The 13,658-nt window shown below is 74.5% G+C and carries 11 protein-coding genes, 1 tRNA gene and 1 riboswitch; of the genes, 7 read left to right on the plus strand and 5 right to left on the minus strand.

The window, feature by feature from the left end:
• The 4 genes from ACIRS1_RS08740 to ACIRS1_RS08755 form a co-directional block, all read right to left on the minus strand.
• Complete coding sequence (locus ACIRS1_RS08740; RefSeq protein WP_360205749.1) at nt 1-984, minus strand: DUF5926 family protein; 984 nt, start codon at nt 982-984, stop codon at nt 1-3.
• A gap of 139 nt (nt 985-1,123) precedes the next feature.
• Entirely contained in the window at nt 1,124-1,831 is a 708-nt protein-coding gene (locus ACIRS1_RS08745) for an ATP-binding protein (protein ID WP_387900602.1), read from the minus strand.
• Nucleotides 1,832-2,035: 204 nt separating this feature from the next.
• The gene (locus tag ACIRS1_RS08750) at nt 2,036-2,860 is read right to left on the minus strand and encodes a glycerophosphodiester phosphodiesterase (protein ID WP_402837989.1); all 825 of its coding nucleotides are present in this window, start codon (nt 2,858-2,860) and stop codon (nt 2,036-2,038) included.
• 173 nt (nt 2,861-3,033) lie between these two features.
• Nucleotides 3,034-4,419: a purine-cytosine permease family protein gene (locus tag ACIRS1_RS08755; protein WP_402837991.1), complete on the minus strand. Its 1,386-nt coding sequence runs from the start codon at nt 4,417-4,419 to the stop codon at nt 3,034-3,036.
• A gap of 85 nt (nt 4,420-4,504) precedes the next feature.
• A riboswitch (TPP riboswitch) is annotated at nt 4,505-4,653 on the minus strand.
• A 220-nt stretch (nt 4,654-4,873) separates the two neighbouring features.
• On the opposite strand from ACIRS1_RS08755, the gene ACIRS1_RS08760 reads away from it, so the two are divergent.
• The 6 genes from ACIRS1_RS08760 (at nt 4,874) to ACIRS1_RS08785 (ending at nt 11,430) form a co-directional block, all read left to right on the plus strand.
• Complete coding sequence (locus tag ACIRS1_RS08760) at nt 4,874-6,769, plus strand: S1C family serine protease (RefSeq protein WP_402837993.1); 1,896 nt, start codon at nt 4,874-4,876, stop codon at nt 6,767-6,769.
• A 67-nt stretch (nt 6,770-6,836) separates the two neighbouring features.
• Nucleotides 6,837-6,924 (plus strand) — tRNA-Ser (locus ACIRS1_RS08765).
• A 119-nt stretch (nt 6,925-7,043) separates the two neighbouring features.
• Entirely contained in the window at nt 7,044-7,871 is an 828-nt protein-coding gene (locus ACIRS1_RS08770; protein ID WP_402837995.1) for a MerR family transcriptional regulator, read from the plus strand.
• A 166-nt stretch (nt 7,872-8,037) separates the two neighbouring features.
• A complete protein-coding gene (locus ACIRS1_RS08775; protein ID WP_396317006.1) occupies nt 8,038-9,402 on the plus strand; it encodes an FAD-binding oxidoreductase in 1,365 nt (454 codons plus the stop codon).
• Nucleotides 9,403-9,922: 520 nt separating this feature from the next.
• A complete protein-coding gene (locus tag ACIRS1_RS08780; RefSeq protein ID WP_402837998.1) occupies nt 9,923-10,252 on the plus strand; it encodes a hypothetical protein in 330 nt (109 codons plus the stop codon).
• 389 nt (nt 10,253-10,641) lie between these two features.
• A complete protein-coding gene (locus ACIRS1_RS08785) occupies nt 10,642-11,430 on the plus strand; it encodes a pyridoxal 5'-phosphate synthase (RefSeq protein ID WP_402838000.1) in 789 nt (262 codons plus the stop codon).
• Between the two features lie 89 nt (nt 11,431-11,519).
• Here ACIRS1_RS08785 and ACIRS1_RS08790 read toward each other — a convergent pair whose 3' ends face one another.
• A complete protein-coding gene (locus ACIRS1_RS08790) occupies nt 11,520-12,584 on the minus strand; it encodes an EamA family transporter (protein WP_360205728.1) in 1,065 nt (354 codons plus the stop codon).
• A 152-nt stretch (nt 12,585-12,736) separates the two neighbouring features.
• Here ACIRS1_RS08790 and ACIRS1_RS08795 point away from each other — a divergent pair, with 152 nt between their 5' ends.
• Nucleotides 12,737-13,609, plus strand: coding sequence for a DUF1906 domain-containing protein (locus tag ACIRS1_RS08795; protein WP_402838002.1), 873 nt, complete (start codon nt 12,737-12,739; stop codon nt 13,607-13,609).
• Nucleotides 13,610-13,658 lie beyond the last annotated feature (49 nt).

The raw sequence follows: 13,658 nt of genomic DNA on the forward strand, positions 1-13,658 counted from the left end.
TTAGTTCAAAGTGACCTGACGGTTCACCAGGTTGGCGCGGGCGCGCCGCTCCTCGGCGGTCAGCGGGGTCTCGTCGGCGAGCACGGCGGCCAGCCGCTCGGCGAACTCGGCGGCGGGCTTCTCGCAGTCCTCCGCGGTCATCGCCAGCGGGAGGTCCCAGACCGGGACGGTCAGGCCGTGCGCGCGGAACGAGCCGACCAGGCGGGTGTCAGCGCCGAGCGAGGAGCGGTCGGCGGCGCTCAGCCGGGCCAGGGCGTCCAGCAGCCGCTCCTCGGGCACGGTCATCACCCAGCGCAGGTGGTTCTTGTCCGGGGTGCCGCACCAGTAGGCGGCGTCGACGCCGTCCAGCTTCACGGTCGGGATGGCCGAGGCGTTGGCGCGCTCCAGGGAGGCGGCGACCTCACCGGTGGCGGTCTCGGCGTCCTCCAGCCAGAACTCGAAGCCGGTGTGCACGGCCGGCGTGAACTCGGCCGTGGTGTCCAGCAGATCCTGCAGGCGGCGCCCGCCCGGCTCGGTCCGGCGGGCCGGCACCGGGTTGCCCGGCTCGGTGGCCAGGGCCAGCTCCAGGGCGTCCGCGAGGTCGCGGCTCAGGTCTCCGGAGGCGGACTGGGTCTGCAGGCCGAGCAGGATCGAGCCGTCCTGGCGGCGCAGGGCCGGCCAGGCCAGCGGCAGCACGGTGGCCAGGGTCACCGACGGGACCTCGCCGGTGGCGCCCTCGGCCACCCCGGCGGCCAGCGTCAGCGGCACGGTGGCGGCGGGCACCAGCTCGCGCAGCGCCACCCAGTCGGCCTCGCCGGCCAGCCCCTCGAACGGGCGGTGCACCAGCTCCTGCACCGCGTGCGAGGCCTCCCGGCCGTGGCACGCCTTGTACCGGCGGCCCGAACCGCAGGGGCAGTTCTCGCGGGCCCCGACCACGGGGATCTCGCCCGTGACGGCGGTGGTGGACTGACGCTGCGGCGCCTTCTTGGCGGCCTTCTTGCCCATGGTGCGGCTCTCCCGGGGACGGTGTCCTTTGCTCCGGGCAGCCTACTGACCTTCCTCCCGACGTGCGGTCACGCACCGGGCCGCCCCGCGGGGCCCGGCGGGTGCCGGGCCCGGGGCCGGTCGGGCGGGGTGCGCGGTGTCAGGCGCTGCGGGCGTCACCGCCGGTGCGCCGGGCGTGCCGGGCACGGGCGGGCAGCGCCGCCCAGACCGTCACCTCGCCGGGCGCGTCGCGCACGCCCCAGTCGCTGGCCAACTGGTCGACGATGCCCAGGCCGCGGCCGCCGCGCGAGGTCAGCGAGGGGCTGGCGGGCAGCGGCCGGGTGGTCGCGCCGCCGTCGGTGACCTCCAGGGTGAGCACGCCGTCGGCGTGCATCTGCCAGCGGACCAGGACGCCGCCGTCGGCACCGCCGCCGGTGTCCTCGCCGCCCCGGCCGCCGGGTGCCGGGTGCGCCCCGCCGGGGACGCCGACCAGCACCTGGTCCACCACCTCGGCCCGGGCGCTGCGGCCCAGTGCCCGCAGCGGGCCGAGCGGACGGGCGTACCGGCACGCGTTGCTCAACAGTTCGGAAAGGATCAGAACAGCATCATCGATGACCGGCTCGGGTATCTCCCGGTCACCGAGATCTCGACGCAGTCGGCGCCGTGCGACCCCGACACTCGCTGGGCCGTGCGGCACTGCCATGGTCGATGAAGTCGGCACTTCACGCGCCACCATCAACGCCACCCCCGGACCTCCTTCAGCGTATGCCGAGGGAGAGATGCCCCTTGGTAATGCGTCGGAAACGACCGCCGGAGGATCCCGCGAGGACATTTCGAGCGTCGCGACCGAGGGTCGACCGGAGGTCATTCACCGCTCACCCTCCGTCGTGCGACGGCATGAATTCCGGCAATACCGTGCCCGGAAGGTTTGAGTGCCGACCAGACCGATCAGGTTCGATCAGTCCGTTCGGCCCCGTCCCGCCCTCGTCCGGCCCCCGTCCCGTCCCGTCGTCCGGTGCCGCTCCGTCGTCCCGTCCCGCTCCGTGCCGCCCGGTGCCGCTCCGGGGGAGGATCACCGCCCGAGCTGCGCCAGCACCTCGGCGGGCCGGTTGGTGATGATCGCGGACACCCCGAGCTCCAGGCAGAGCTCCACGTCGGCCGGCTCGTCGACCGTCCAGACGTGGACCTGGTGCCCCAGCTCGCGCAGCCGCGTCACCAGCTGCGGGCGGGCCCGGACCAGGTCGATGCCCGGGCCGGCGATCCGCGCCCCGCCCGGCAGCGGGGAGCCCGGGCGCAGCCGGCCGAGCAGCGGCAGGGTCCGCTCGAAGAGGAAGACCCGGCGGTAGTCCGGTGCCCCGGCGGCCACCCGGTCGAGGGCCACCGAGGAGAAGCTCATGATCCGGGCGACCGGGCGGTCCCCCTCGCGCTCCGCGCCGATCTTGAAGCGCTCCAGCATCCGCAGCAGTTCGGCCTCCACCCGGCCGCGGTAGCGCACCGGGTGCTTGGTCTCGATCGCCAGGTCCACCGGGCGGCCGCAGTCCACCGCCAGCTCCAGCAGCCGCTCCAGCCGCAGCACGCCGCGCAGTTCGGGGTCGGTGCTGGGGCGGCCGGTCTTCCAGGCGCCGAAGTCGTACGCCTCCAGCTCGGCCAGGGTCATCGCCGAGACGGTGCCCCGGCCGTCGGAGACCCGGCCGATCCGGCGGTCGTGCACGCAGACCAGCTCGCCGTCGGCGGTCAGCCGGACGTCGCACTCGAGGGCGTCGGCGCCCTCGTCGAGCGCGCGCCGGTACGCCGCGAGGGTGTGCTCGGGCAGGGCGTGGGAGGAACCGCGGTGGGCGATCACCTGGACGGGCGGCGCGGTGCGCGCCGCCGTCGAGGACAGGTCTGGGCTGGTCACAGGGCCAACGATAGGCGGCCGAAGTGACGCGGAGACGAAGACGGCCCCAACCCGTGGGGCCGTCTTCGGTGGGCGGGGCCGTCGGCGGGGGCGGTTCCGGGCCCCGGCGGCCCGGCCCGTCAGGCTCCGGACGCCCCCGGCAGCGCGGCCTGCCCGGCCCGCCGCGCTCAGGCTCAGCCCGCCGTGTTCCGGCGGGTCAGCGGGGTGAGCGCCCAGGTGAGCAGGGCGGGCACCAGGAAGGCGAACAGCGAGGCGGAGGTCCACTCCTGCGGGGTGAAGTGCAGCGACTCCTGGGCGGAGGTCCAGAAGTCCGTCCACCAGCCGGCCACCGGGGTCGGCGCGATGAACTGGTAGACCGCGAAGCCCAGCACCCACGGCAGCAGCATCAGCCAGCGGGAGGGGGCGTCGGCGGAGAGGTTCCAGCCGTGCCGGCCGGCGCCGAGGAAGTAGTCCACCGCGAGCACCGCCAGCAGCGGCACGAAGACCGAGCCGATCAGGCCGAGGAAGTTGGTGTAGGTGTCGGTGAACCGGTCGATCTGCAGCGCCAGCACGGTGATCAGCAGGCCGATCCCGCCGGTCAGCACCCGGCGGTCCACCTTCGGCAGCAGGTTCTGCACGGACATCGCCGTCGAGTACACGTTGGCGAAGGACTGGTCCGTCTCGCGCAGCACCAGCACCAGCAGGAACAGCCAGCCGGCCCAGACGCCGAGGAAGGAGTCGAAGATCCGGTTCGGGTCGCCGTCGGACTGCAGCAGCGCCATCAGGCCGAGCACGTAGCACCAGACCTGGGCGACGGTGTAGCCGGAGAAGCTGCCCCAGAAGGCCGAGCGCGGGGTGCGCGAGTGCCGGGTGTAGTCGGCGGCCAGCGGCACGAAGGAGATCGACACCGCGATCATCATGTCGGTGGCGCCCAGGAAGCCGTGCCAGTTGCCGGCGCCCGGGTCGGGCACCCCCTGACGGCCCAGCTGGACGGTGAAGTACACCATCGCGACGGCGACGGCACCCGCGACGAAGCGGCGCAGCACCGCGATCGAGCCGAGCGGCCAGATGGTCAGCGCGGTGGTCAGCGCGCCGGCCAGCAGCACGAACAGCCAGCGGTAGCCGTCGGTGTGGGCGACGGTCTGGGCGCCCGCCGCGATCGTCAGCAGCTCGAAGACGCCCCAGCCGACGCACTGGACGATGTTCAGCACCGTCGGGACGTACGACAGCCGGGTGCCGAACAGCCCGCGCAGGTTCGCCATCGCCGGGGCGCCGGTCCGGGCCCCGATCAGGGCGGCCACGCCGAGCATCGCGGTGCCGACCACGGTGCCGGCCACGATCGCCGTCACCGCCGCGGCCAGCGAGAGCTCACCGCCCTTGGCGCCGAGCACGGTGGCGGCGGTGGAGAAGCCGATCAGGCTGACGCCCAGGTTCATCCAGAGCGCGAAGTGGTCGCGGAAGCGCAGCGTGCGCGGCGGCTCGGTGTCCAGCACCAGCGGCGCCTCGACGCGCTCCGGGCGGTCCAGGACGGCGGTCGCCGTGCCGGAACCGGCCGGGCCGCCGGCGGCGTCGCCCTGCACGGTCGTGGACGATCCGGGGAGGTCCCCGGTCGCCCCGGGGAAACCCTTGGACTCGGGCGCGCCCGAAGAAGAGGATGGCGAAGCAGGCGGCATGGCCGATACTCCCTACGCCGGCATTACCCGGACAGGTTCCGGCGGTCTGCGCCCCCTCGACGGTCCGTCCACGATGCCGTGGCGGTACGGTCGACCAGCGCACTCTCAGCCTGGAAGGTCCAAGCTCCCGCGTGTCAGTTTGGAGCGACAGGCTAACCGGCACCGGGGTGGACGCCAAGGCCAGGGGCCCTGCCGTCCGCATCGCGGGACGCCCGGCGGAGGTGGGGGAGCCTCCGTCGCCGGGTCGGCCGTCTGCGCCGGCTAAGGATTCTTATGAGTTCTTCAGAGGGGTCCTTACGGCAATCGAATCGACTGTGCGAAAAACTATGGTCCTTGGTTCTGTCAGCTATGGAGGTCGTCCGTGAGCACCGAGCGAGAGGTTGGGCCCACCGGGCCGCAGGGGGAGCAGCCCTCGGGCGCCCAGGGGGCGGGCGGTCCCGCTTCCGACCCCGCCGCCTCGGGCGGGCACAAGCCGACCATGGCGTTCAGCCGGGTTCCCGAGCCCGACGCCGCCCCCGCCTCCGAGCCGGCCCCGGCCGACTCCCCGGCCGCCCCGGCCGAGGGCGGGCACCGGGCGACCATGGCGTTCGGCCGGGTCCCCGAGCCCGCCCCCGAGCCGGCCGCGGCCGACGCCGCCGCGACCGCGGAGGGCGTCCCGGCCGAGGGCGGGCACCGTCCCACCGTCGCCTTCACCAAGGTCCCCGCGCCGGAGGCGGCCCCGGCCGCCCCCGCGGCCCCCGTCGAGGCGCCGTCCGCCGGTGTCGACCCCGCCACCGGCTACCTCGACGCCCCGCCGCCGGTGCTGCCGCCCGCGCCGCAGGCCCCGGCAGCCCCCGCGGCGCCGCTCGCGCCGGTGGCCGAGGGCCAGGCCCCGCCGCTGGGCAACCCGTACGCCACGCCGACCCACGGCGTCCCGGCCGCCGGCGCGCACGACCCGTACGGCCCGCCGCCCGCCCCCGGCGTGCCCGCCGCGCACCCCGCGCCCGGCCACCACCCGTTCGGCGCCGGCCAGCCGCTCGGCGGCTGGGGCGCCTCCCACGACGCCACCGGCGGTGCCGGCTACCCGGGCGGCCCGGGCGGTCCGCTCGGCTACCCGGCCGACTACCCCGGCGGCCCCGGCGGCCCGCACCGCCCGCGCAGGAAGCGCGGCGGACTGGTCGCCCTGATCGCCGCCGTCGCACTGGTCGCCGGCGTGGCCGGCGGTGCGCTGGGCGTGGCGGTCACCGACCACAACAACGGCAGCAGCTCCGCGGACGACCACCGCAGCACCACCGTCCAGGCCAGCAACACCCAGAAGAACGAGCCCTCCCCCGGCTCGATCGCCGGCATCGCGCAGAAGGCGCTGCCCAGCGTCGTCACCATCAAGGCGCAGGGCAACGGCGAGTCCGGCACCGGCACCGGCTTCGTCTTCGACACCGAGGGCCACATCCTCACCAACAACCACGTGGTCGCGCCGACCCTCAACGGCGGCAAGCTCACCGTCAAGTTCGCCGACGGCACGTCCTACAACGCCTCGGTGCTGGGCCACGCCGAGGGCTACGACGTCGCCGTGGTCAAGATCGACAACCCGCCGAAGAGCAAGCTGGCGCCGCTCCCGCTGGCCGACTCCGACAAGGTCAACGTCGGCGACTCCACCATCGCGATCGGTGCGCCGTACGGCCTGGAGTCCACCGTCACCAGCGGCATCATCAGCGCCAAGGACCGCCCGGTCGCCTCCGGCGACGAGACCGGCGGCCAGTCCTCCTACATGAACGCCCTGCAGACCGACGCCTCGATCAACCCCGGCAACTCCGGCGGCCCGCTGCTCGACTCCGGCGGCGCGGTGGTCGGCATCAACTCGGCGATCCAGTCCAACGCCTCCGCCAACGGCCGGGCCGGCAGCATCGGCCTCGGCTTCGCCATCCCGATCAACCAGGCCAAGTGGGTCGCCGACACCCTGATCAAGACCGGCAAGCCCGTCTACGCCAAGCTCGACGTGCTGCGCAACGACGACTACAAGGGCGACGGCGCGCAGATCCAGACCCGCGACGTCCAAGGCCAGCCCGCCGTGACCCCCGGCGGCGCCGCGGACAAGGCGGGCCTCAAGCCGGGCGACGTCATCACCAAGCTCGGCGGTGTCCCGATCGAGAACGGGCCCGCCCTGGTCAGCCGGATCTGGACGCACAAGCCCGGCGAGACCGTCGACGTCGAGTACACCCGCAACGGCCAGCAGTTCACCACCAAGGTCACCCTCGGACAGCGCGACGGCGACAGCTGACCCCCGCCGACCCGCACCGAACCGTGTGCACCGAACCCCGCCGGACCCGTTAGGCTGACCTCCGCCTGGAGAGCTGCCCGAGCGGCCTAAGGGAACAGTCTTGAAAACTGTCGTGGCGTGACCCGTCACCGTGGGTTCGAATCCCACGCTCTCCGCCGGTAGGAGAACCACCTGCTCAGGGGCGGGTGCCGAGATCGTTCGGCACCCGCCCTTCGCGCGTTCCGGGGCCGGGACTTGACCCTGACACCGTGAGAGGCAGTGGAGTGGGAGCACCATGTTGAACATCGGAGACTTCGCCAGCCACGGCCGGGTGTCGGTGCGGATGCTGCGCCACTACGACGCGATCGGACTGCTGCGGCCCGCCCGGGTGGACCCGGTCACCGGGTACCGCTCCTACGAGGCGTCCCAACTCGCCCGGCTCAACCGGCTGATCGCGCTCAAGGAGCTCGGCTTCACGCTGCAGCAGGTGCGGGCCGTCCTCGACGAGCAGGTCGACCCGGTCGAACTGCGCGGGATGCTGCGGATGCGGCGGGCCCAACTCGCCGAGGCGATCGCCGCGGACGGGCAGCGGCTGGCGCGGGTGGAGGCGAGGCTCCGGACGATCGAGAGCGAGGGGACCATGTCCACGCACGATGTCGTGGTGAAGCGGGTGCCGCCCGTCCGGGTGGCCGAACTGACCGGTGTGGCCGCCGGCTACGAGCCCGAGCAGATCGGCCCGGTGATCGGCCCGCTGTTCGCGGAGCTGTGCCGGCGCCTGGCCGCGGCCGGGATCACGGGGACCGGCCCGTCCGTCGCCCGGTACGAGGACGTGCCGGACGGCGACGGCGCGGTGCTGATCCGGGTCGCCGTCCCGGTCGGGCCGTCGGTGGAGCCGGGCCGGTCCGACGTCGCGGTGCTCGACCTGCCGCCGATCGAGGAGGCGGCGACGCTGGTGCACCGCGGCCCGATGGACGACGCCGTGGGCGCCTTCCAGGAGCTGGCCCGCTTCATCGAGGCGAACGGCTACCGCTCCGCCGGCTACGCCCGCGAGCTCTACCTGGAGTGCCCGGACGACCCGGCGCAGTGGGTCACCGAGTTCCAGGAGCCGGTGGTCCGCCGCTGACCGCTGCCGGTGGGCCCCGCACGGGGGTCGGGGCCCACCGGCGCGGCGGTTCCCGTCGGCGCGGCGGTGCCGGCGGGACCGCTCGCCCGGCGGGGACCACTTGCCCGGCCGATCCGGGGCGGGCAGAGTGCCGGAGGAGGCCGGTGGGCGGCGAGTGGAGGCGGCGATGAGCGATCTGACGGACCGACTGACGGAGGGCCTCCCGGCCGGCGCGGTGGTGGTGGACCCGGACGTGACCGCCGCCTACAGCCGGGACATGGCGGGGTTCTGCGCCGCAGGCGTGCCCGCCGTGGTGGTGTTCCCGGAGACGGTCGAGCAGGTGCAGCACGTGCTGCGCACCGCCACCGCGCTGCGGGTGCCGGTGGTGCCGCAGGGCGCGCGGACCGGGCTGTCGGGTGCGGCGAACGCCGTGGACGGCTGCATCGTGCTGTCGATGGTGAAGCTGGACCGGATCCTGGAGATCGACCCGGTGAACCGGATCGCGGTGGTCGAGCCGGGCGTGGTGAACGCCGAACTCTCCCGTGCCGCGGGCGAGGTGGGGCTGGCCTATCCGCCGGACCCGTCCAGCTGGGAGTCCTGCACGATCGGCGGCAACATCGGCACCGGCGCGGGCGGGCTCTGCTGCGTGAAGTACGGCGTCACCGGCGAGTACGTGCTCGGCCTGGACGTGGTGCTGGCGGACGGGCGGCTGCTGTCCACCGGGCGCCGGACGGCCAAGGGCGTGGCCGGGTACGACCTGACCAGGCTGCTGGTCGGGTCGGAGGGCACGCTGGGCGTGGTCGTCCGGGCGGTGCTCGCGCTGCGGCCCGCCCCGGCGCCGCAGTTGGCGCTGGCGGCGGAGTTCCCGAGCGCGGACGCGGCCGGTGCGGCGGTCTGCGAGGTGATGGCGCGCGGTCTGACCCCGTCGCTGATGGAGCTGATGGACGCGGTCAGCGTGCGGGCGGTCAACGAGCTGGGCCGGATGGGGCTGCCCGAGTCGACCCGGGCGCTGCTGCTGGTGGCCTTCGACGGGCCGGAGCGGACGGCCGAGCTCGCCCGGGTGGCGGAGCTGTGCCGGGCCGCGGGGGCGACCGAGGTGGTGCCGGCCGAGGACCAGGCGGAGTCGGACCTGCTGCTGGAGGCCCGGCGGCTGGCGCTGCCGGCGCTGGACCGGCTCGGCACCACGATGATCGACGACGTGGCGGTGCCGCGGTCCCGGCTGGCCGAGATGCTGAACGGCGTCGCGGCGATCGCCGAGCGGCACGCGCTGACCATCGGGGTGGTCAGCCACGCGGGGGACGGCAACACCCACCCCATCGTGATCTTCGACGCGGCGGACGAGGAGCAGACGGCGCGGGCGCAGCGCTCCTTCGACGAGATCATGGCGCTGGGGCTGGAGCTGGGCGGCACGATCACCGGGGAGCACGGGGTGGGGCTGCTGAAGCGGGACTGGCTGGCCCGTGAGCTGGGGCCGGTGGCCCTGGATCTGCAGCGGCAGTTGAAGGCGGTCTTCGACCCGCTGGGAATCCTGAATCCGGGCAAGATGGTCTGATCGTCATCCGGCGCGGCGCCCGGAATTCCTCCGCCGTTTCCCTCCACCGCTCCTCCCCGCCGTTCCCCTCCACGCTCCTCCCTGCCGTTCCTCCCCGCCGTTCCTCCCGTTTCGGTACGACTTTCCGATCGGCTGACGATGGCTGGAAATGTCGACATGGAAGGGTGGTCGAACCTTCTGGGGGGTGCTTTCCCGGTTCGTCGGCGCCGGGGTGGTGCGCGCGGTGGTTCGCACCGTATCGACGCGCCGTTTCCGGCGGGCGGGTCGATGGCCGCCGGTCGGGCGAAAATCCCAGCTCGGAGGTGGTGTGTCGGCGCGCTGTCCGGTTCGGCTGCCGTTATTCGCGGGCTGGGTGGATATCACGCTAACGGGCGAAAACTGCTCCGCCGGCTAGTGCTTTGTCGATTTGTTGCGGAAGTCTGTCTCCCGGCGTCGCAGCCCGCAGGTGTTCGTCTGGCCGGCGAACTCCCGCACCCCCTGCTCGACAGTTGCACGATTTACAGCTTTCTTGGAGGCTCTCATGGCTCGCAACCACACCCGCCGGGTGGCCGGACTCCTGCTCGCCGCCCCGCTCGCGGCGGGGCTGCTGCTGGCCGGTGCCGGTGCCGCGGCCGCCGACAACGGCGCGGGTGCCGCCGCCGGCTCCAACGCCGGGGTGGTGTCCAACGTCGGCACGGGCAACGTCTTCGGCTCGGTCGACGGCAACTACGTCTCCACCCAGCAGACGGCCACCGGCTCCGGTGCCTCGAACCAGAACAACACCCTCGCGGTGAAGGACAACGCGGGCACCATCCTGGCCGGGCAGTCCAACAAGAACGTCAACATCGTCTTCGCCCCGATCTTCAACTGATCCGGGTCCTCGGCTGATCCGGATCTCCGACCGATCCGGTCGGACACCACCGAAGGCGGGGGCGCCGGAGGTGGGTGACCGCGGGTGAGCCGAGCACCCGCGGAGGGGCTCGAACCAGTCTCCGGGCGGAGATCCCGCCCGGGCGCGATCAGACGCGCGCAAGACCGGCCAGCGGAAAGGGTCGCCGCGAAACCGGCCCCGTGGGCGGTGCCGCCATCGGCACCGCCCACGGGTGCGTCCTGGCCCCGGCGCGTCCAGTGAGGGCCCGCGCCCGGAGCCGTCGGGCCTCGGCGGTACGGTTGCGCTCCGAGAGTGCAGCACGTGCCCGGGCCAGGGAAGGACGGCCCGGCCGGGGCGGCGACCGCGGCAACCGGAAGGAAGGGCGCGCGATGGCGGCGGACGAGGAGGGGCTGACCGGCCCGGGCGAGGTCTGGCCTGCACCGGAGCCGGATCCGCGACCGGGGCCGGACGTCAGGGCCGAGCACCCGGCGGAGCACCGGCCCGAGCCGAGGTCCGTGCCCGAGCTGCTGCTCGGTCGCCCGCCGATGGCCCGACCGCTGCCGTCCTTCGACGCCGACAGCGCCCCCGCCGAGCCCGGCCTGCTGTTCGTGGACTGGCTCGCCACCGCACTGGCCGCCGGCGTGCCGGACCCGCAGGTGGTCACCCTCTCCACGGTTGACGCGGACGGCCTGCCGGACGCCCGGGTGCTGGTGCTGCGCGACGTCGACGCCTCCGGTACCGGCTGGGTGTTCTCCGCCGCCGCCGACAGCCCCAAGGGCCGCCAGCTGGCCGACCACCCCGCCGCCGCACTGACCGTCTACTGGCCGCAGCTGGGCCGCCAGGTGCGGGTCCGCGGGACCGTCGAGCGGGCCGCGGACCTGGTCGCCGCGGCGGAGTTCGCCACCCGTTCGCCGGCCGCCCGGGTCGGCGCGCTGGTCGGGCGGCAGAGCGAGCCGCTGGGCTCGCTCACCGAGTACGACGAGGCCGTCGCGGTCGCCCGCCGCCGGCTGGAGGCCACCCCGGACGCGGTCGCGGCCGGGCACGCCGTCTACACCCTGTGGGCGCACGAGGTGGAGTACTGGCAGGGCGACGCCGAGCGCCGGCACGTCCGGCTCCGGTACACCCGCACCGGGCCGGTCCGCACCCCGGAGTGGTCGCGCACCCTGCTCTGGCCGTAGCCCGGTCGCGTTCCGGCCGAAGCCCCGTGCCGCTCCGGCCGTAGCCCGGTCCCGCTCCGGTCGGGGTCGGCCGACGCCCCGGCGGCGGGCTACCGCCGCCCGGTCAGCGTGGCGCCCACACTGGCCGCCACCACGCAGCCGATCCCGGCCAGCTGCGGCACGCCCAGCAGCTGGCCGAGCACCACCAGCCCGACCAGCGCGCTGACCGCCGGCTCCAGGCTGACCAACACGCTGAACACCCGTTGCGGCATCCGTCGCAGCGCGGTCATCTCCAACGCGTACGGGATCACCGGCAGCAGCAGCGACACCCCGGCCACCGCGGCCAGCAGCACCAGCGGCGAGGCGCCGGGAGCGGTCAGCCCGTCCCACGCCTGGCCCAGCCCGAACGGCGCCAGCGTCAGCGCGCCGACGGTCATCGACACCGCCAGCCCCTGGAAGCCCTGGAAGGCGGCGCCGACCTTGTCGGTGAACAGGATGTACGCGGCGTAGCAGGCGGCCGCGCCGAAGGCGTAGACCAGGCCGACCGGATCGAGTCCGCCCCCGCCGTCGCCCTCGCCGAGCAGGGTCAGCAGGACGACGCCGGCCGCCGCGAGCAGCGCCCAGAGCAGGTGGCTGGCCTTCCTGGCGAAGACCAGGGCGACGGCGAGCGGGCCGAGGAACTCGATGGTCGCCGCGGTGCCCATCGGCAGCCGGTCGATCGCACCGGCGAACAGGAAGGTCATCCCGGCGGAGGCCATGCCGAGCAGCGCGGCCGCGGCGAGGTCGCGCGGGCGCTTGTCGCGCAGCCGGGGCCGGGTCACGGCGAGCAGGATGACCGCCGCGAAGCCCAGCCGCAGGAAGGTGGTGCCGCTGACCCCGAGCGGGCCGAACAGCGGCTTGGAGAGCGCGATGCCGGTCTGCACCAGGAACATCGCCGTCAGACAGAGAAGCGGCGCCGGGATCCGCTCCGGGCGCCGCAGGACCTTCGGGAACCGGCCGGTGGGCCGGCCGGGGTGCGCGCCGGGTGGCGCCGCGGCGCCGGACGCCCCGCCTCGTCGCCAGCCGCCCCGCTCGCCGGCGGGCTCGCCCTTGGGGGCGGGCGGCATGGCAAGGGCCTCGGCGACGGCGGCGGCCGACGTCGGGGCTGCGGTTTCGCTGGGGTTGGAGGTGGGCATAAGGGTGAGTTTGCCGTAAGGAGCGACAAACCGGCAAGCTCGTTACAAATGACGGGACGGCTGCGGACGGGTGCGCCCGAAGGGGTGGGCTCGCCCGGCGTCCGCGGCGTGGTTGCCGCGATCGTCCGATGGTCCGTCAGTATCAAGGGTCGGTGCGCTACCTACGCCCCGCGGCCCTCGTCGCCGCCTCCCTCGTGCTCCTGCTGGCCACCGACGGGACGGGCGTGAACACCGAGGCCACCGCCCCGGCCGCCGCCGCCGTCCCCCGCATCCGGGCCCTCACCCTGCCCGACCGGATCGGGCCGCCCCGGCTCCGCGACGCCTACGCCGGACCCGCCTTCGACGCCTGCACCGCGCCGCCCGTCGACACCCTGCGGGCCTGGCGCGCCGCCTCCCCGTACGGCGCGCTCGGCATCTACGTCAGCGGCTCCCAACGCGGCTGCACCCAGCCCCGGCTCACCGCCGACTGGGTGCGCCAGGCCCGTGCCCTGGGCTGGCGCTTCCTGCCGGTGCACGTCGGGCTGCAGGCCCCGTGCAGCCGGCTCAGTCGCAAACCCCGGCGGATCGACCCGGCCACCGCCGTCCGGCAGGGGCGGGACGAGGCCGACGAGGCCGTCCGCGCCCTGCGCTCGCTCGGCTTCGGCCCGGGCGCCCCCGTCTACCTCGACGTCGAGGCCTACCCGATGAACGACCCGGCCTGCGGCCAGGCCGTCGTCGACTTCACCCTCGGCTGGACCGAGGCCCTGCACTCCGCCGGCTACCGCTCCGGCTTCTACTCCAGCCTCGAATCCGGCGTCTCCGACCTGGCCGCCGCCGCCCGGGCCGGCAGCTCCCCGCTGCCCGACGCGCTCTGGTACGCCCGCTGGGACGACCACGCCGACACCGCCGGCTCCGGCCCGCTCACCACCGACCTCTGGAGCTCCCACCAGCGGATCCACCAGTACCGCGGCAACGCCGAGGAGACCTACGGCGGCGCCACCCTCACCGTCGACCGCAACCAGGTCGACGGCCCGACCGCCGGCTGACGCCCCACCGGGCGGCCCGCCGGCCCCCGATAAGGTGGCCCCGGTCCAG

Source organism: Kitasatospora sp. NPDC101176 (genome assembly GCF_044768035.1).
Classification (GTDB): domain Bacteria; phylum Actinomycetota; class Actinomycetes; order Streptomycetales; family Streptomycetaceae; genus Kitasatospora.